The organism is Ciceribacter sichuanensis (genome assembly GCF_024055605.1).
In the GTDB taxonomy this organism is placed as follows: domain Bacteria; phylum Pseudomonadota; class Alphaproteobacteria; order Rhizobiales; family Rhizobiaceae; genus Allorhizobium; species Allorhizobium sichuanense.
The window spans coordinates 36,335-53,582 of sequence record NZ_JAMXLX010000001.1; the positions used below are offsets into that span (position 1 = coordinate 36,335).

Here is a 17,248-nt window from a genome sequence, read left to right on the forward strand (position 1 = left end):
GATGGATTTACCTCAGGCAGCGTTCCTGCCCTGGGTGACGATGACGGGGATCAGAAGATCACCCCAGTTTCCTTCGCCGCCATGATGGCGGGCGGAGCGGACGAGTTCGACCGAGACGCCCGCATCGACGGCTTTCATGACCGACTGGTTGAGGCGGTGCAGGTCGTTGGCGACCATGCGGATCATTGCCTGCTGGTCGGCGGTCATTGCGGATGCCTGTTCTTCGGCGCGTTCTTTAACTCGGGTCTGCGGGGTCATGGTATTTCTCCTCTCTATTCGGGGTTCTTGAAGTTTTGATCTGCTGTCTTTGCGCGTCGGCTGTTGCCCCTCATCCTCCCTGCCGGGACCTTCACCCCGCAAGCGGGAGAGAAGGAGGCAGAATGGCGGCCCCATCGTCCTTCTCCCTGCCTGCGGGGAGAAGGTGGCGGTAGCCGGATGAGGGGCGAGCCCCTTACTCGGCGGCCGGCTTGAACTGCTCGGTCTCGGTCGATTCCTTCATCGCAGTCGTCGAGGACTGGCCGGCGGTGATGGCGAGCGAGACGGCATCGAAGTAGCCGGTGCCGACTTCGCGCTGGTGCTTGGTCGCCGTGTAGCCGTTGACCTCTGCGGCGAATTCCGCTTCCTGCAGTTCCGAATAGGCGGCCATCTGGCGATCCTTGTAACCGCGGGCGAGTTCGAACATGCCGTAGTTCAGCTGGTGGAAGCCGGCGAGCGTGATGAACTGGAACTTGTAGCCCATCGCACCCAGCTCCTTCTGGAACTTGGCGATCGTTGCGTCGTCGAGGTTCTTCTTCCAGTTGAACGACGGCGAGCAGTTGTAGGCAAGCTTCTTGCCCGGATGCGCCTTGTGCACGGCTTCGGCGAACTTGCGGGCCTGTTCGAGGTCCGGCTTGCCGGTTTCCATCCAGATCAGGTCGCAGTAGGGAGCGTAAGCGATTGCGCGTGCAATACAGGGCTCGATGCCGTTCTTGACCTGATAGAAGCCTTCCGCCGTGCGGCCTGCGTCATAGTCGACGAAGGGCTGGTCGCGCTCGTCGATATCCGAGGTGAGAAGCTTTGCGGCTTCCGCATCGGTGCGGGCGACGATCAGCGTCGGAACGCCCATGACGTCGGCGGCCAGACGGGCAGCGGTCAGGTTGCGGATATGGGCGGCGGTCGGGATCAGAACCTTGCCGCCGAGATGGCCGCACTTCTTTTCCGATGCCAGCTGGTCCTCAAAGTGAACGCCGGCAGCGCCCGCCTCGATGAAGGCCTTCATGATCTCGAAAGCGTTGAGCGGACCGCCGAAACCGGCTTCGGCATCGGCAACGATCGGAGCGAACCAGGTATCGACCGAGAGCCCCTTGCCTTCCGATGTCTCGATCTGGTCGGCGCGCTGCAGCGTCTTGTTGATGCGCTTGGCCAGTTCAGGAGCAGCGTTCGCCGGATAGAGCGACTGGTCCGGATACATGGCGGACGCGGTGTTGGCGTCGGCGGCGACCTGCCAGCCGGAAAGATAGATGGCCTTCAGGCCGGCGCGGACCATCTGCATGGCCTGGTTGCCCGAAAGCGCGCCAAGCGCATTGATGAAGGGCTCCTCGTTGATCAGCTTCCAGAGGCGGTTCGCGCCCATTTCGGCGAGCGAATACTTGATCTCTACGGAACCGCGCAGGCGCTTGACGTCTGCCGCGCTGTACGGACGCTCGATGCCGTCGAAACGGTCCTTCGATGCGGTCGGAACAAGATTGTAAAAATCAGTCATAAGTCACTCCCTTGTGCTATGGTATGCATGCCGCTCGGTTTTCTTGTCCCGATTGGTTCGCTTTTGATGTGACTAGATTTACAGCGCGCTGCACAAAACCACCAGAAAAAACGATAAAACAAAGAGATGAAAGAGGTTAGGCTGTCTTGTGTTTGACAATTCGGTGATGTAAATTTGTAAAAACTGTAAATCCGCAGAAGACGACAAGTTGTCTGGATTTTGTAAAAGGGGTGGAGAATGGCGGAAAACAAGATTTTTGCCGGCCCGCGCGTGCGCCGCATCCGCAACGGTCTGGGACTGACCCAGACGGCGATGGCGGAGGCGCTCGACATCTCGCCGTCCTATCTCAATCTGATCGAGCGCAACCAGCGGCCGCTCACCGTCCAGCTGCTCCTGAAGCTTGCCGCCGTCTATAAGGTCGATCTCGACGAGTTGCAGGGTGAGGCGGGTGGCACGGCCGGCCAGTTGCGCGAGGTCTTCGCCGATCCGCTGTTGTCGGGCGAGGTGCCGGGGGATCAGGAACTGATCGAGGTGGCGGAGGCCGCGCCCAATGCAGCCGCCGGCATCGTCAAGCTTTACCGCGCCTATCGCGAACAGGCGGCGCGGCTGACGGATCTGGCCGAGCTGCTGGCGCGGGAAGGGCACGAAACCTCGATCTCGGGCACCCGGCTTCCGGTCGACGAGGTGCGGGAAAAGCTGGAGCGTCGGGCGAATTTCTATGCCCGCATCGAGGACGCGGCGGAGGCCTTTCATGCATCTCTCGGCCTGTCGCCGGGAGACGACCTCGGCGCGGCGCTGAAGGCTTGGCTCAGAACTCAACATGGTATTGTCGTCAGGACCCTGCCGATCCACACCATGCCGAACCTGCGCCGGCGCTATGACCGGCACTCCATGCGGCTTTTCCTCTCCGAACGCCTTTCCCCCTTCGACCAGTTGAGGGAGGTGGCCATGGAGGCAAGCCTGCTGGCGCTGGGCGATGAGATCGCTGCGGAACTGGAGGCGCTGGCCTTTTCCAACGGGGAAGCTAGGCGGCTCGGCCGTTTCGAGCTGGCCCGTTATGCCGCCCATGCCGTGACCATGCCTTACGGCGCCTTTCTCTCGGCGGCGCAGAGGGCGCGTTACGACATCGATATCCTGCGCTCGCGCTTCAATGTCTCCTACGAGCAGGCAGCGAACCGGCTGACCATGCTGCAGCGTCCAGGTGCTACGGGCGTGCCCTTCTTCATGCTGGAGGTGGATACCGCCGGTCATCGCTTCCGCAAGGCCGGTGCGCAAGGCTATCCGCAGGCGAAGTTTGGCGGGGGCTGCCCCAAGCTCAATATTCACGCAGCCTTCGCTCAGCCGGGGCAGGTTCTGGTCGATGCGGTGGAGATGCCGGATGGCACGGGGTTTCTGACGATCTCACGCACGCTCGAAGGACCGCAGGCCGGGTTCTCCGAACGGGTCAGGCGCACCGCTCTGCTGGTCGGCTGCGATATCGCTCACCGCGAGGACATTGTCTATGGGCAGGCGATCGCATCGACACCGCCGGTTGCCGTGGGAACTGCCTGCAGGTTGTGCGAACGGCAGGGCTGTCTTGCCCGAGCCGAGCCGCCGGTCACCCGTCCGCTTGGCCTCGATGAGATGGTGACGGGGCTTTCGGCCTTCGACTTCCAGTGACCCCGGAAGATGTTGCGCCGCGCATAATTTAACTTGTCGCCCGACCAATTCCTTCTTAGTCTGTCAAAAAAAACAATGGGAATGGCGATGGGCGTTCTGCCCGCCTGAATCAGGAACAGGAGAAAAAATGAAAGCCGATTTCATTCGCTGGGCTTCCGTGGCCGTGGCAGCTATTGTTTTTGCCGGTGGGGCAAAGGCTGAGGACCGTGTGGTTCACGTCTACAACTGGTCGGATTATATCGATGAATCGATCCTTGAGGATTTCACCAAGGAAACCGGCATCAAGGTTGTCTATGACGTCTTCGATTCCAATGAAATTCTCGAGACCAAGCTCCTGGCCGGCGGCTCCGGCTACGACGTCGTGGTTCCGACCGGTCCGTTCCTCGCTCGCCAGATCCAGGCAGGCGTTTTCCAGAAGCTCGACAAGTCCAAGCTTCCGAACCTCTCGAACATGTGGCCGGCAGTCATGGACCGTCTGGCAAAATACGACCCCGGCAACGAATATGCCGTCAACTACATGTGGGGCACCACCGGCATCGGCTATAACGTCGACAAGGTGAAGGCCGCGCTCGGCGACGTGAAGATCGACAGCTGGGACATTCTGTTCAAGCCGGAAAATGCCGAAAAGCTCAAGGCCTGCGGCATCAATATCCTCGACGCCTCCGACGAAACTTTTGCGATTTCGATGAATTACGTCGGCAAGGATCCGGACAGCAAGGAAACGGCTGATCTCGAAGCCGGCGGCGATGTCTACATGAAGGTCCGTCCGTCCGTGAAGACCTTCAATTCCTCGTCGTATATCGACGATCTCGCAAACGGCGACATCTGCATCACGCTTGGCTGGTCGGGCGATATCCTGCAGGCGAAGGCTCGCGCCGAGGAAGCCAATAACGGCGTGAAGATCGACTACGTGATCCCGAAGGAAGGCACGTATATGTGGTTCGACAACCTGGCGATCCCGGCGGATGCCAAGAATGTCGAGGAAGCCCATGCGTTCATCAACTACCTGATGAAGCCGGAAGTCATCGCCAAGGCGTCGAACTACGTGCAGTACGCCAACGGCAACCTCGCTTCGCAGCAGTTCATCGACGAATCCGTGTTCAAGAACCCGGCCGTCTACCCGGATGAAGAGACGACGAAAAAACTGTTCACCATCTCGCCCTACGGGCCCAAGGAACAGCGCGTGCTGAACCGGGTCTGGACGCAGATCAAGACGGGCAGCTGATCAGAAAAGACACTTTACCGGGCGGAATTTTCCGCCCGGCTTTGTTTCAGCCCTATTTTCACTTTCTCAACATTGGGTCACGCGATGGCGAAATCTCTTGGACCGGTCAAACGCAAATTTTCTCCTTGGAACGACCCGCAGGCAAAGCCGTTCATCCGGTTCGAGAATGTCACGAAGCGCTTCGGCGATTTCACCGCCGTCAGCAATCTGACCCTCGACATCTATGAGCGCGAATTCTTTTCGCTGCTCGGACCTTCCGGCTGTGGCAAGACCACGCTGATGCGCATGCTCGCGGGCTTCGAGGATCCGACCGAAGGACATATCATCCTTCAGGGCAGGGACATTTCCGGCACGCCGCCCTACAAGCGGCCGACCAATATGATGTTCCAGTCCTACGCGCTCTTCCCGCATATGAGCGTGGAGAAGAACATCGCCTTCGGCCTCGAACAGGACAATCTGCCGAGGGGCGATATCGAGGCACGCGTTCAGGAGATGCTGAAGCTCGTCAAGCTGGAACAGTTCGCCAAGCGCAAGCCGAGCCAGCTTTCCGGCGGTCAGCGTCAGCGCGTCGCGCTCGCCCGGTCGCTGGCCAAGCGGCCGAAGGTGCTGCTGCTCGACGAGCCGCTCGGCGCGCTCGACAAGAAGCTGCGCGAGGAAACGCAGTTCGAACTGATGGATATCCAGCAGACGCTGGGCCTGACCTTCCTGATCGTGACCCACGATCAGGAAGAGGCGATGACGGTTTCCGATCGCATCGCCGTCATGGACAAGGGCGTCATCGTGCAGGTGGCGACCCCGGCGGAAATCTACGAGGCGCCGAACAGTCGCTATGTGGCGGACTTCATTGGTGACATCAACATCGTGGAAGGCAAGCTTGAGGGCGTTGAAAAGCGAGCCGAAAGCGAGAGGGTGACGGTTATCTGCGAGGGTGGTTTCCGCGTGACGGTGGATCAGGCTTCCTGCGCTGCCGATCCCGGTACATCCGTGGCCTTCGCGGTTCGCCCGGAAAAGGTCCGCATCTCGATGGATGCGCCTTCCGATACGACGGTCAACGCGCTTCAGGGCGAAGTCTGGGATATCGGTTATCTCGGTGACTTCTCGGTCTTTATCGTCAAGCTCGCCGACGGATCGACATTCCGCGCCGCGCAGGCGAACGTTTCGCGTCTGGTGGACCGTCCGATCACCATCGACGACAAGGTATGGCTGACCTGGCCCGCGGAAGCCGGCCTCGTGCTGACCCGCTGAGGAGGGGCCGATGAGCGACGCGACCGCAGCCCCGACGACCCATTCCGCCCCGGCCCGCTGGCTGGTGGTTCTCATCCCATATGCCTGGATGGCGCTGTTCTTCGTGGCGCCCTTCGCGATTATCGTGAAGATCTCGCTGTCCGACACGGCGATCGCCATGCCGCCTTACGTTCCCTTGTTTCAGGGGCTCGATAAGATCGGAGATTTCTTCTCGCAGCTCGATTTCGAGAACTATCTCTTCCTGACGGAAGACCCGCTTTATTACAGCGCCTATCTCTCGTCGCTCAGGATCGCGTTCATCTCGACCGTGCTGCTGCTGATCATCGGCTATCCCATGGCGCTTGCCATGGCGCGCGCGCCGCTGGCAATCCGTCCGACGCTGCTGATGCTGGTCATCCTGCCGTTCTGGACCTCGTTCCTGATCCGCGTCTATGCCTGGATCGGTATCCTGAAGCCGGAGGGGCTGCTGACGCTCCTGCTCCAGACGGTCGGTTTCTACGGACCTGATGATCAGGTCCAGATCTTCCGCACCGAAACCGCTATCTTCATCGGCATCGTCTATTCCTATCTGCCGTTCATGGTGCTGCCGCTCTATTCGGCGCTGGAGAAGCTCGACGGAACACTGCTGGAGGCCGCAAGCGACCTCGGCTGCCCGCCATGGAAAGCCTTCTGGCGCATCACCTTCCCGCTCTCCATTCCGGGTGTGATCGCAGGCGCAATGATCTGCTTCATTCCGATTACCGGCGAATTCGTCATCCCCGATCTTCTCGGCGGTCCGAACACGCTGATGATCGGCAAGACGCTCTGGACCGAGTTCTTCGGCAACCGCGACTGGCCGCTCGCTTCCGCCGTGGCGGTGGTGCTGCTGCTCCTGCTCGTGGTGCCGATCATGATCTTCCAGAACCAGCAACAGAAGGCGTGAGGTGGAACGATGAAGCCTGGTAAGCTCGATTCGACCGTTCTGACGCTGGGATTTGCGTTTCTCTATCTGCCGATCCTGATCCTGGTCGTCTATTCCTTCAACGATTCGAAGCTGGTGACCGTCTGGGGCGGGTTTTCGCTCAAGTGGTACTCCTCGCTCTGGTCAAACCAGGGGCTGCTCGATGCCGCCTGGGTGACCCTGCGCGTCGGCATCATGAGCGCGACTTTCGGCACGATCCTCGGCACGCTCGCGGCATTGACGCTCGTGCGGTTCGGCCGGTTTCCGGGACGCATGCTGTTTTCCGGCATGGTTTATGCGCCGCTGGTCATGCCGGAGGTCATTACCGGCCTGTCGCTGCTGCTGCTGTTCGTTGCGATGAACATCGATCGCAGCCTGATGACGGTGACGATCGCTCACACGACCTTCACCATGTGCTATGTCGCCATCGTCGTGCAGTCCCGCCTGCTGACCTTCGACATGAGCCTTGAGGAAGCGGCGCTGGATCTCGGCTGCCCGCCGGTCAAGACCTTCTTCAAGATCACCCTGCCGCTCATCATGCCGGCGGTCGTATCGGGCTGGATGCTGGCTTTCACCCTGTCGCTGGACGATCTCGTGATTGCGAGCTTCACCACGGGTCCGGGGGCAACGACCCTGCCAATCAAGATCTACAGCCAGGTGCGCCTCGGCGTGACGCCGGAAATCAACGCGGTCTGCTCGATCCTGATCGGTCTGGTGACCACAGGGGTCATCTTCGCTTCGATCATGACCAAGAAGCAGGAACTTCAGCGCCAGCGTGATGAGCATGAGGCCGCCCAAGCGGCGTGATGGGTTTGAAAGCTCGCTGTTATGGCGCGGGGGTGGCCGGTGCCACCTCCGGCCGTGGCGTTTCCCTTGGCAGGGAGACCGGCGAGATCACCGGATCCGGCCACGAGCCGCCGACGAAGAAGCGGAGATGCGAAAACTCGTTGTCCCGGGTCGGGTCGGATGCGGTGAGGTCGCCGGAGACGGCCAATGCTCGGTCCTGGTAGGGGATCAGGCCGGAAAGCGTCAGCGTCTCGTTCGGTCCGGTCAGGAGCGCTTTTCCGATTTCGGCCGAGCCATCAGCGAAGCTGGCGGAGAATTCCAGCCTGTCGTAGGGCAGGCCGGTTTCGCTGCCGGCGGCGCTGAGCTGGTAATAGGCTTTCGTCGCCGCGAATTCGCGGAATTTCCGGCTGTCGACGGTCTGCAGAACACCGTTCTCCGCGGTGAAGGACAGCTTGCCCGAGATTTCGGAAAGATCGGTTGCCCAGAGCGGGTCTTCCGTCTTCATCGACATGTCCACGGAACCGCGCCCGCGGGGCAGCGGTCCCTTGAGCTGCATCCGGTCAATGACCGCGCCGAAATCGGCGTTGCGAACCGCAAGCGTCAGGCTGCCTCCGCCGGAGAAGTCGCCTTCGGCCCCGGTGTAGCTTGCCGTCAGGTCGCCGCCTTCGAAGGCGGCGTCGGCTATGTCGAACTTGGCCGTCTTGCCGGTCAGCAGGATGCTGGCGGCAACGTCGCCGAAATCGAAGGGTGGCAGTGTTGCCCGGGTTGCGGAGAGTGTCAGGTCGAAATCCAGCCATTGGGTAAGGCGCGGTTGGCGGGTCTCGTTGTTCTCCTGTTCGCTCGGCAGGTCCAGCGAGAAGGAACTGAGCAGGTCGGCGATGTCGAGCTGATCGAAGGCGAGCGTGCCGCTGAGCAGCGGCTTGCCGTCCTTCGGCCGGGAGAGGCCGAGAATGCCGCTGCCATGGGTATCGTCGAGACCGAATTGCAGGCCCTCGAAGCGCAGTTCGTTATCGACAGTCGAAAGCGTTGCACGCAGCACGGCGGTCTTGAGCTTGTCGAGACCGGCAATCCTGATGCCGCCCCAGTCGAGAAGGGCGGGGACATCCTTGAGGTCCAGCCTCATGTCGCCCGAGACGACGCTTCCCCGTCCCACGCTGGCGATCCCGTCGAAGGAAGACGAGAACGCAGCCCCGTCGAGCGAAAACGACATAGCGGCTTCCTTGCCACCGAAAATCAGCAGGGGCTGCGCGGACGAGAAATTGACCTTGAATTGCTGGTTGGCGAAGGATAGCGACGCCTCCGCTGTGAGCGAACCGGAAAGTCGTGGCCAGGAGATGTCGGCCGTAATGCCGCTCAAAGTGTAATCCCGCCCCGAGGTCGCATCCGTCAATCGAACGCTGCCATCTTCCACCGCGATCGATCCGATGGGCGTGTCGAGGTCGCCACCCAACGTCTGCCCGCTGCCGGTTTGGCTGGCGACCTGCCTGACCGCGGCGGAAAGAAGCCCCTCGCTTGCCCAGTCGAGACGACCGTCCTTGTCGCGATCGACGAAGACCTCCGGCTTGACGAACCGGAACGAACTGAAGCGGGGACTGCCCTTGATCGCGGAATAAAGGCCGAAGGACGCGGAGAGCTTCTCCACACGGCCGAGCACCTTCTGCCCGTTATCTGTTCGCTTGCTGATGGTGACGGCATTGAGGGTGACGCGGGGCTCGGGCCAGAACGCGATTTCCGGCGTGCCCTCAATGGAAACCCGGTGCCCGGTCCACTGGGCAACCGCCCGCTCCATGGCCGAGCGCACGAGACCGCTCGAGATGAGATAGGGCGCTGCCGCCCGCGAGATGACGAAGACGAGCAGGACGGCGCTGAGCAGCACCAGCGCGATCCGCAACGCTCGCCGCAGCGACAGCCGCCGCGAGACGGGCTTTTCCGGATCGGTGGTCATCGCCATTTCAACCCTGCCTGTGATTTTTGCCCGCCCTGAAACGTTAGCCGGCATTGTCTCCCATGTCCTTGACGCCGGATATAGGAATTGCCGTTCTCTTGCAAATGCAGGCCGTTTTCCAACACTTTATATTGCGCTGCAAACTGCTATACAAACGGGGTCTTGTGAGGAGGAACGAATGCAAGAAGACAAGCCGCTCTGGGCGCCCTCGAACGCCTTCATCAGGCAGACGCCGATGTACCGCTTCATGCAATGGAACGCTGAACGGATCGGCGGCGAATTTGCCGATTACGACGATTTCCATGCCTGGTCGATCGAGGATCGCGCCGGCTTCTGGTCTGCCGTCTGGGACTATTGCAGCGTGAAGGGTGACAAGGGAGATGTCGTCCTGGAAAACGGCGACATCATGCTGGAAGCGCGCTTCTTTCCGAAGGCAAAACTGAATTTTGCCGAAAACCTGCTTTCGGGTTCCGGCGATGGCGACGCCATTATCTTTCGAGGCGAGGACAAGGCCGAGGACCGCTGGTCCTGGGATCGCCTCACGAGCGCGGTGTCGCGTCTGCAGCAGGCTTTCAAGGCGCACGGTATCGGCGAGGGCGACCGTATCGCCGCGATGATGCCGAACATGCCCGAAACGGTGGCGCTGATGCTGGCGGCCGCCTCGCTCGGCGCGATCTGGTCCTCCTGTTCTCCGGATTTTGGCGAGCAGGGCGTTCTCGACCGGTTCGGGCAGATCGAGCCCAAGCTCTTCATCGCCGTCGATGGCTACTGGTATAATGGCAAGAAGCAGGATGTCGCCGAAAAGGTAAAGGCCGTCTCGGCAAAGCTGGGGTCGCCGCTGGTGGTCGTCACCTATGCCGGTGACGCCGAGGCGCTCGCGGCCGCCGTTCCGGGCGCCAGCACGCTCGCCAATCTGGTCGCACCTTACGAGGCGAAGGCCATCGAATTCGTGCCGCTGCCCTTCTCGCATCCGCTTTATATCCTGTTCTCCTCGGGTACGACCGGCGTGCCGAAATGCATCGTCCATTCGGCGGGGGGCACGCTGCTCCAGCATCTCAAGGAGCATCGCTTTCATTGCGGCCTGCAGGAAGGCGAAAAGCTTTTCTATTTCACCACCTGCGGCTGGATGATGTGGAACTGGCTGGTCTCTGGTCTCGCATCCGGCGCCACGCTCTGCCTTTACGATGGTTCGCCCTTCCATCCGGACGGCAATATCCTGTTCAATTATGCCGAGGAGGAAAAGTTCGCGATCTTCGGCACCTCGGCGAAGTTCATCGATGCGGTCCGCAAAGGCGGACTGACGCCAAAGACGACGCACGACCTCTCCAGCCTGCGCCTCATCACTTCGACCGGGTCGCCGCTGTCGCCGGAAGGCTTCACTTTCGTTTACGAGGGGATCAAGGAAGACGTCCACCTTGCCTCGATCTCCGGCGGCACGGACATTGTCTCCTGCTTCGTGCTCGGTAATCCCGTGAAGCCGGTCTGGCGCGGTGAAATCCAGGGACCGGGCCTCGGCCTCGCCGTCGATGTCTGGGATGACGAGGGGCGCCCCGTGCGCGGTGAAAAGGGTGAACTGGTCTGCACGAAGGCCTTCCCATCGATGCCGGTGATGTTCTGGAACGACCCGGAGGGAGCGAAATACCGCGCCGCCTATTTCGAGCGTTTCGACAACATCTGGTGCCACGGCGATTTCGCGGAATGGACAAGCCACGGCGGCCTGATCATTCACGGACGCTCGGATGCAACGCTCAACCCCGGCGGGGTGCGGATCGGCACGGCCGAGATCTATAATCAGGTCGAGCAGATGGAAGAAGTGCTCGAAGCGCTCTGCATCGGCCAGGAATGGGATGACGATGTGCGCGTGGTGCTTTTCGTCCGTCTCGCTGCCGGCCGAAACCTCGACGAGGCCCTGGAAAAGGCGATCAAGACGCGCATCCGCGTCGGAGCCTCGCCGCGACATGTGCCGGCGAAGGTGATCGCCGTCGCGGATATCCCGCGAACCAAATCCGGCAAGATCGTCGAACTGGCCGTGCGCGAGGTGGTGCATGGCCGTCCGGTGAAAAATAAGGAAGCGCTTGCCAATCCGGAAGCGCTGGAACTGTTTGCCGGCCTTGCCGAGCTGCAGTCCTAGGTTGTCTTTGGCGGAGAGGCGGTGCGTCCCTCCCCATTTTTCGGGATGGCGCTGGAGGGCCGTGGTAACGACTTGTTAATTGGCGTTTGTCATACCTTACCGCAACTTGGGTGCACACGATGAGCGTGTGATGGCGAACCTCCGGTTCCGATAAGACATGATGTTGTGATCGACTCGACTCCAGTTGAACAGCATAGCTTCAGGGCGGCTTCAGCCGCCCTTTTTTCTTGTCCGGATTGTCTGATGATGGCGGTCAGTGGTGCTTGTTGAGCGAGCGCGAGACCATGATGACCGGGATGAGACCCGCAAGAATGATGATGATTGCCGCGACCGAGGAGTCCTGCACCTTGGAGCGCGAGGCGTCCTCATAGACGAGGGTCGCGAGCGTATTGAAGTTGAAGGGACGTAGCAGGATCGTTGCCGACAATTCCTTCAATGACTCGATGAAGACCAGCAGCGCCGCGGTCAGCACCGCCGGCCGCATGTTCGGCAAGAGCACTTCTCGGAAGGTCTGGAAGCCGTTTCTCCCAAGCGTTCGTGAAGCCATGTCGAGATGGGGCGAGAGCTTCTGGAAGCCGGCGTCGATTGTGCCTTCCGCCATGGTGAGGAAACGGACGGTGGCGGCGTAGACGATCGCAAAACCCGTGCCGGAGAGAAGAAGCCCGGTCGACAACCCGAAATGCGTGCGCATCGCGCCGTCAAACAGATTGTCGAGCCCCGCCAATGGCATGAGCACGCCGATGCCGAGTACCGTGCCCGGAATGCCGTAGCCGAGCGAGGCCACACGGCTTGCGACCGTGGTTGCGGGCGAGCGATGCGCGCGGGCGGCATAGGCGAGTATGAAGGCGAGGAGGACAGTCGCAATCGCGGCGGAGGACGAGATCATCACCGAATGGCCGAGCGCCTTCAGGAGACGTGGTTCCGCGAAGTTCTCCAGCCGGCGCAGGGCAAAGCCGGCAAGCACGGCAAAGGGAATGGCAAAGCCCACCAGAACAGGCAGAAGGCAGAAGAGCGCCGCCCCCCATTTGCGCAAACCCTTGAGCTTCAGCCGCATGGCATCGGAAACGACGGATGTCGTCTTGTGGGTGGAAAAACGCTGCTGGCGGCGCGCCCAGCGCTCAAGCGCCAGGAGGCCGACGACGAAGACCAGCATGATGCAGGCGATCTGCGCCGCTCCCGAAAGGCTGCCGCGATTGAGCCAGGTATCGTAGATCGAGAAGGTCAGTGTGTTGACGCCGAGATACTCGACCGCGCCGATGTCGTTCAGTGTTTCCATCATCACCAGCGTCAGCCCGACCATGATCGCCGGCCGCGCCATCGGGATCTGAACTTTCGCGAAAACCCGGAACGGACCGGCGCCCAGCGTGCGGGCGACATCGGCCGCCGCGCGCCCCTGCATCATGAACATCGAGCGGCAGGAGAGATACACGTAAGGATAGAGAACGGCAGACATCACCAGGACGCCGCCGCCGAGCGAACGGATATCCGGAAAGCTGTAATCGCGCGCCGAATGAAAGCCGAAAAGCGCGCGGTAGGCGCTCTGCACAGGCCCGGTGAAATCGAGGAATTCACCGAAGGCATAGGCCGCGAGGTAGGACGGCATGGCGAGCGGCAGCACGAGAGCGGAGGAAAGGACGCGGCGGAAAGGGAATTCGCAGCTCACCACCAGCCATGCGCTGACGATGCCGACAATCGCTGTCACGGCTCCCGTTGCGGCAAGCAGCCAGAAGGTGCGCAGGCCCGCCCGCGGCACGACGTTCAACAGCATGTGCTCCCAGTTGCCGCCGTCTCCGGTAAACCCGATCACGAATATGGCGACGATCGGCATGGCCACCAGCGCCGATACCACAATCGCAGCTAAAGCGATGGCGCTCAGCCTCCTCTGCACGGGAGAAAGTTCTGCATGCGGTATTGCGGGCGCATCCGTGGACAAGTCGGGCGTCTCCGGTCTGGTTGAAACTGTCGGACGGCGGATTGGCGATGGTCCTTGTCGATGGTCTATCGGAAACCGGCCCGGAAGGAAACGGGTCGCCGTCAGGAGGAGGGGCTTTACTGGAAGGCCCTCGTCAGGAAAACTTATGAGGGCAGTTGACAGCCCCGTTTCGCTCGTAAAATATATATGCATCATGCATATTTATTGTTGAGTTCCGGACTATTGAGAGATGGCCACATGGATGAGATGGCTTGGGTCGCCGAAACTGCTGTTGCAAGCATGGCGCAGAATTTTGATCAGGACGGACGCATCGCGTTCGATGACGGGCCGTTTTCCGGCTTCATCGAGCGTATTCCGGTACGGTCCGGCATTGCGCTCTATCGTGTTGAGGGCGTGTCGTCCCATGCGTGGAAACTCACGGCGCAGGGTGATGCGCCCGCTGGCAATCTGGTATTCGGCGCCATGCTGGATGGCGCCGGCGCGATCGAGGCCAAGGGTAATGCGCGGCAGAACTGGAAGGGCGGCGGTCGCTCTTTCGTGCTCAGTCTCGCCGAGCGTGAGATCACCTATCATATCGAGGCCGGCAAGCAGTGGCGGGCTGTGACCCTGATGCTGGAGCCGGCAGCACTGGATGCTCTGGCGGAGCAGAACGGACTGCCGCCATTGGTGCGGGCCGCGCTGGACGATGGACAATTGCCCATCCTGCATATGTTCGAACTCAACCGCGCCGTCATGCGCGCCGCCCATGACCTTTTGCAGCCGCCATACCGGGGCAACATGGCCATGCTCTGGCGGGAGAGCAAGGTGCTGGAATTGCTGACCCACCAGTTCGACCACCTCGCCGAAAGCCCCGCTTCACCACCGCCCATCACGCCGCGCGACCTTGCCCGCGTGCGGGAGGCGCATGACCTTCTGATGGCGGATCTTCGCACCCCGCCGAGTCTTGATGAGCTTGCTGCGCTGGTGCGGCTTGCGCCCCGCCGGCTCAATCATGGTTTCCGCCATGTCTACGGCATGACGGTTTTCGAGGCGCTTCTGGATGCCCGCATGAAGACGGCCCACAAGATGATCTGCGAGAAACGGGATATCCCGCTCAAGCATCTCGCCTGGATGGTCGGCTACAATCAGCTGTCGAATTTCATTAGTGCCTATCGCCGTCGCTTCGGCGTTCCGCCCGGCCAGCATCGCCGGGAATGCGAAGCGGGCTGAGCCTCAAAGTATAGCACAGAACAGTTTCGAGCCGTCCCTGTATCGCAGGGGCGGTTTCGCTGTTTCGTGCGTATTTTTACCATCCGGACAAAAAGTTATGCGTCGCTGCAATTGGTTATGCGGGCGTGTCCGCCGCGTTGATCCTCTCCGTTGCCTGCGGGCAATAGGACGCAAGGCCGAAAGGTCATCACAAAGCGTTCGGAGACTGGAGCATGACGTTGAAGCGGACAACCGCAAAGGGACATGGTGGGGCAAGGAAGTTCCGGCTCGCGCTGATCGCCCTCATGGGGTCGACGGCATTGATGACGCCGTCGCCTGTTCATGCCGAGTTTCGTAATCTTGGAGATGCGACGCCGGATACGCTCTGGTATCAGGCCAATGGTGTGAGCGGGAATGGAAGGTTCGTCGTCGGCGAAGGCATCGAGGCGGATAACGACGATAACGAATACAGCTTCCTCCACGACATGAGCACCGGCACCACCTACAACATCGGCCAGATGGTGCCGTCTCTTCCAACGATTGCCTTCGACGTCTCGAATAATGGTGCAGTCGTGGGCGCCGCCAACGTGGCTGCCCCGAACATCCGAAACGCCTTTCGCTGGACGCTGGATGGGGGCTTCGAGAATCTCGGCTCCTTTGATGGTGTGAGTACCGCGGTAGACTCCATTGCCACCGCAATCTCCGACGACGGAAGGCGCGTCGCAGGATATTCCTACAGCAGTGACAGTCCTTGGCTGCCTCGCGCCTTCATATGGGTGGAGGGCGCGAACACGGGTGTCATCGATAACCGGCAGATGCATGTGCTTGCCTCGCTGACGCCTGTGGGGCGTTCCCTGGCCGAGGCGATTAGCGGGGATGGCCTCTTCGCGGCCGGGATGAGCAATGTCGCGAGCGGCAACTATCACGCTGTTCGCTGGGACATGCGAAACATCACCTCGAATTACATTTCGGCGGTACAGGACCTTGGAACGCTGGGCGGTGGCAACTCGATGGCCAATGGCATCAGTCGCGATGGTCGCGTCGTTATCGGCTGGTCCCAACACGGGGGGCCTTACGGCATTCATGCTTTCCGGTGGGAAGAGGGCGGCACGCGTGGCGGCGCGGCAAATCCCCAGATGGAGGATCTCGGAACCCTCGGCGGCGAATCCAGCGAAGCCCTTGCCGTGAATGCCGATGGCAGCATCGTCGTGGGAAGGTCGGACGACGACGATACCTATGACGACCGAGCCTTCCGCTGGACGCGTGAGACCGGCATGATCAAGGTTTCCGATTGGCTGGCGCAGAGCGGTGTCGATATCGGTGACGTGGTGCTGAAATCGGCAACGGGCGTGTCGGACAACGGCGGCGTCATCGTCGGTCGCATGGAGGATCCGGAAAGTGAGGACGGCGAAACCGCCTTCATCGCCCGGGTAGCGGTGCCGGATCCCGATCCCGGCCACAATCCCGGTCCCACGCCGCCGCCCGGCATCTTGAACGTCAACGAATACAACCGGACCCTCTACGACGCGGGTTATGCCGGCTGGGCCGGACGGATGGTGGCCAATGTGCCGCTGACCGGCGCCCATCACCGGCCGATGATGAACTATCCGACGCAGGCGAACGGTGTCTGCGGCTGGACGAACGGTGACATCGCCCATTACGACGATGGCCGCGACACCGGCGTCTCCCTGGCGGAAGCTGGCCTTTGTGGCGATTTGCTCGACGGAACCATGCGCATTGGGCTCGGCGGTGGCGTGCTGCATTCGCAGCAGGATCTGATGAACAATGGCGATGCCGATCTCGATGGGCAGTACGCTATCGGCGAGTTGAACTGGCGTCCGGAAGGCGTGCCTGTCCTTTTCTCGGCAACGGGCCTTTACGGCGGCTGGGATGCCGATATTCACCGCGGCTATTCCAACGGCGCAGCCATGGCCTACTCGGATGGCGATACCGACATGCGCAGCGGGATCCTGCGTCTGCGCGCCGATTGGCAGAATGCGTTCAGCCTCGGTTCCACCGGCTTCTCGCCCTACCTCGCCTATACCTGGGGCAGGACAACGGTCGATGCCTATACTGAAACGGGCGGTCCTTTCCCAAGCCGTTTCGACGAGCAGGTCGTCACCACCAACGAGATCCGCCTTGGCCTTGCCTCCAGCACGGAGCTGACATCGACGATCACCCTCAGGGGCTCGATGGAACTGGTGCATGCGACGGGCGATGCATCCCGGGCGAAGGGCCAGGTCGTGGGTCTCTATGGTTTCGACCTCGGCGGGGGCTCCTTTGCCGAAACATGGGTTCGTGCCGGCGCGGATATCGACCTGAGGGTAACCGAAAACACTGTGATTTCGCTGTCGGGCCATGCGGCGACGGAAGGCCTGGATGCGCAGATTTCGGGGGCTGCCCGCTTCCAGGTCCTTTTCTGATCCCCCGCCCCGGGCGGGCCGGGAGTGCTTTT

General features: G+C 61.2%; 12 protein-coding genes. 8 read left to right on the top strand and 4 right to left on the bottom strand.

Annotated features, from left to right (window positions below; all coding sequences use genetic code 11):
- Positions 1 to 12: 12 nt before the first annotated feature.
- Entirely contained in the window at positions 13 to 258 is a 246-nt protein-coding gene (locus tag NBH21_RS00180) for an SMc00767 family acetate metabolism repressor (protein WP_099056702.1), read from the bottom strand.
- Between the two features lie 193 nt (positions 259 to 451).
- Positions 452 to 1,741 carry an isocitrate lyase gene (gene aceA / locus NBH21_RS00185; RefSeq protein WP_250911956.1) on the bottom strand — a complete coding sequence of 430 codons (1,290 nt, stop codon included), beginning with the start codon at positions 1,739 to 1,741 and terminating at the stop codon, positions 452 to 454.
- Positions 1,742 to 1,978: 237 nt separating this feature from the next.
- Here aceA and NBH21_RS00190 point away from each other — a divergent pair, with 237 nt between their 5' ends.
- From NBH21_RS00190 to NBH21_RS00210, 5 genes are all read left to right on the top strand, one after another.
- Positions 1,979 to 3,400 (top strand): helix-turn-helix domain-containing protein, encoded by a 1,422-nt coding sequence (locus NBH21_RS00190; protein ID WP_250911957.1) that lies wholly within the window; start codon positions 1,979 to 1,981, stop codon positions 3,398 to 3,400.
- Between the two features lie 127 nt (positions 3,401 to 3,527).
- Positions 3,528 to 4,625, top strand: a complete 1,098-nt coding sequence (locus NBH21_RS00195) for a polyamine ABC transporter substrate-binding protein (protein ID WP_250911958.1) — start codon at positions 3,528 to 3,530, stop codon at positions 4,623 to 4,625.
- Positions 4,626 to 4,709: 84 nt separating this feature from the next.
- Positions 4,710 to 5,870, top strand: coding sequence for an ABC transporter ATP-binding protein (locus NBH21_RS00200; protein ID WP_250911959.1), 1,161 nt, complete (start codon positions 4,710 to 4,712; stop codon positions 5,868 to 5,870).
- A 10-nt stretch (positions 5,871 to 5,880) separates the two neighbouring features.
- Positions 5,881 to 6,792, top strand: coding sequence for an ABC transporter permease subunit (locus NBH21_RS00205; RefSeq protein ID WP_250911960.1), 912 nt, complete (start codon positions 5,881 to 5,883; stop codon positions 6,790 to 6,792).
- A gap of 9 nt (positions 6,793 to 6,801) precedes the next feature.
- Positions 6,802 to 7,617 (top strand): ABC transporter permease, encoded by an 816-nt coding sequence (locus NBH21_RS00210; protein ID WP_250911961.1) that lies wholly within the window; start codon positions 6,802 to 6,804, stop codon positions 7,615 to 7,617.
- A 19-nt stretch (positions 7,618 to 7,636) separates the two neighbouring features.
- On the opposite strand, the gene NBH21_RS00215 is transcribed toward NBH21_RS00210, so the two are convergent.
- Positions 7,637 to 9,547, bottom strand: coding sequence for an AsmA family protein (locus NBH21_RS00215; RefSeq protein WP_250911962.1), 1,911 nt, complete (start codon positions 9,545 to 9,547; stop codon positions 7,637 to 7,639).
- Positions 9,548 to 9,719: 172 nt separating this feature from the next.
- Here NBH21_RS00215 and NBH21_RS00220 point away from each other — a divergent pair, with 172 nt between their 5' ends.
- Positions 9,720 to 11,672, top strand: coding sequence for an acetoacetate--CoA ligase (locus NBH21_RS00220; RefSeq protein ID WP_250911963.1), 1,953 nt, complete (start codon positions 9,720 to 9,722; stop codon positions 11,670 to 11,672).
- Positions 11,673 to 11,925: 253 nt separating this feature from the next.
- Here the strand turns inward: NBH21_RS00220 and NBH21_RS00225 are convergent, their stop codons facing one another.
- Positions 11,926 to 13,500, bottom strand: coding sequence for an ABC transporter permease (locus NBH21_RS00225; RefSeq protein ID WP_250912776.1), 1,575 nt, complete (start codon positions 13,498 to 13,500; stop codon positions 11,926 to 11,928).
- A gap of 342 nt (positions 13,501 to 13,842) precedes the next feature.
- Between NBH21_RS00225 and NBH21_RS00230 the strand changes: the two genes are divergently transcribed.
- Together NBH21_RS00230 and NBH21_RS00235 are read left to right on the top strand one after the other, a co-directional pair.
- Positions 13,843 to 14,814, top strand: a complete 972-nt coding sequence (locus NBH21_RS00230) for a helix-turn-helix transcriptional regulator (RefSeq protein WP_250911964.1) — start codon at positions 13,843 to 13,845, stop codon at positions 14,812 to 14,814.
- A gap of 212 nt (positions 14,815 to 15,026) precedes the next feature.
- Entirely contained in the window at positions 15,027 to 17,216 is a 2,190-nt protein-coding gene (locus NBH21_RS00235; RefSeq protein ID WP_250911965.1) for an autotransporter domain-containing protein, read from the top strand.
- Positions 17,217 to 17,248: the final 32 nt, after the last annotated feature.

Coding starts and splice junctions, on each gene's coding strand:
- NBH21_RS00180 (WP_099056702.1), bottom strand. CDS start 258: ATGACCCCGCAGACCCGAGTTAAAGAACGCGCCGAAGAACAGGCATCC.
- aceA (WP_250911956.1), bottom strand. CDS start 1,741: ATGACTGATTTTTACAATCTTGTTCCGACCGCATCGAAGGACCGTTTC.
- NBH21_RS00190 (WP_250911957.1), top strand. CDS start 1,979: ATGGCGGAAAACAAGATTTTTGCCGGCCCGCGCGTGCGCCGCATCCGC.
- NBH21_RS00195 (WP_250911958.1), top strand. CDS start 3,528: ATGAAAGCCGATTTCATTCGCTGGGCTTCCGTGGCCGTGGCAGCTATT.
- NBH21_RS00200 (WP_250911959.1), top strand. CDS start 4,710: ATGGCGAAATCTCTTGGACCGGTCAAACGCAAATTTTCTCCTTGGAAC.
- NBH21_RS00205 (WP_250911960.1), top strand. CDS start 5,881: ATGAGCGACGCGACCGCAGCCCCGACGACCCATTCCGCCCCGGCCCGC.
- NBH21_RS00210 (WP_250911961.1), top strand. CDS start 6,802: ATGAAGCCTGGTAAGCTCGATTCGACCGTTCTGACGCTGGGATTTGCG.
- NBH21_RS00215 (WP_250911962.1), bottom strand. CDS start 9,547: ATGGCGATGACCACCGATCCGGAAAAGCCCGTCTCGCGGCGGCTGTCG.
- NBH21_RS00220 (WP_250911963.1), top strand. CDS start 9,720: ATGCAAGAAGACAAGCCGCTCTGGGCGCCCTCGAACGCCTTCATCAGG.
- NBH21_RS00225 (WP_250912776.1), bottom strand. CDS start 13,500: ATGCCGATCGTCGCCATATTCGTGATCGGGTTTACCGGAGACGGCGGC.
- NBH21_RS00230 (WP_250911964.1), top strand. CDS start 13,843: ATGGATGAGATGGCTTGGGTCGCCGAAACTGCTGTTGCAAGCATGGCG.
- NBH21_RS00235 (WP_250911965.1), top strand. CDS start 15,027: ATGACGTTGAAGCGGACAACCGCAAAGGGACATGGTGGGGCAAGGAAG.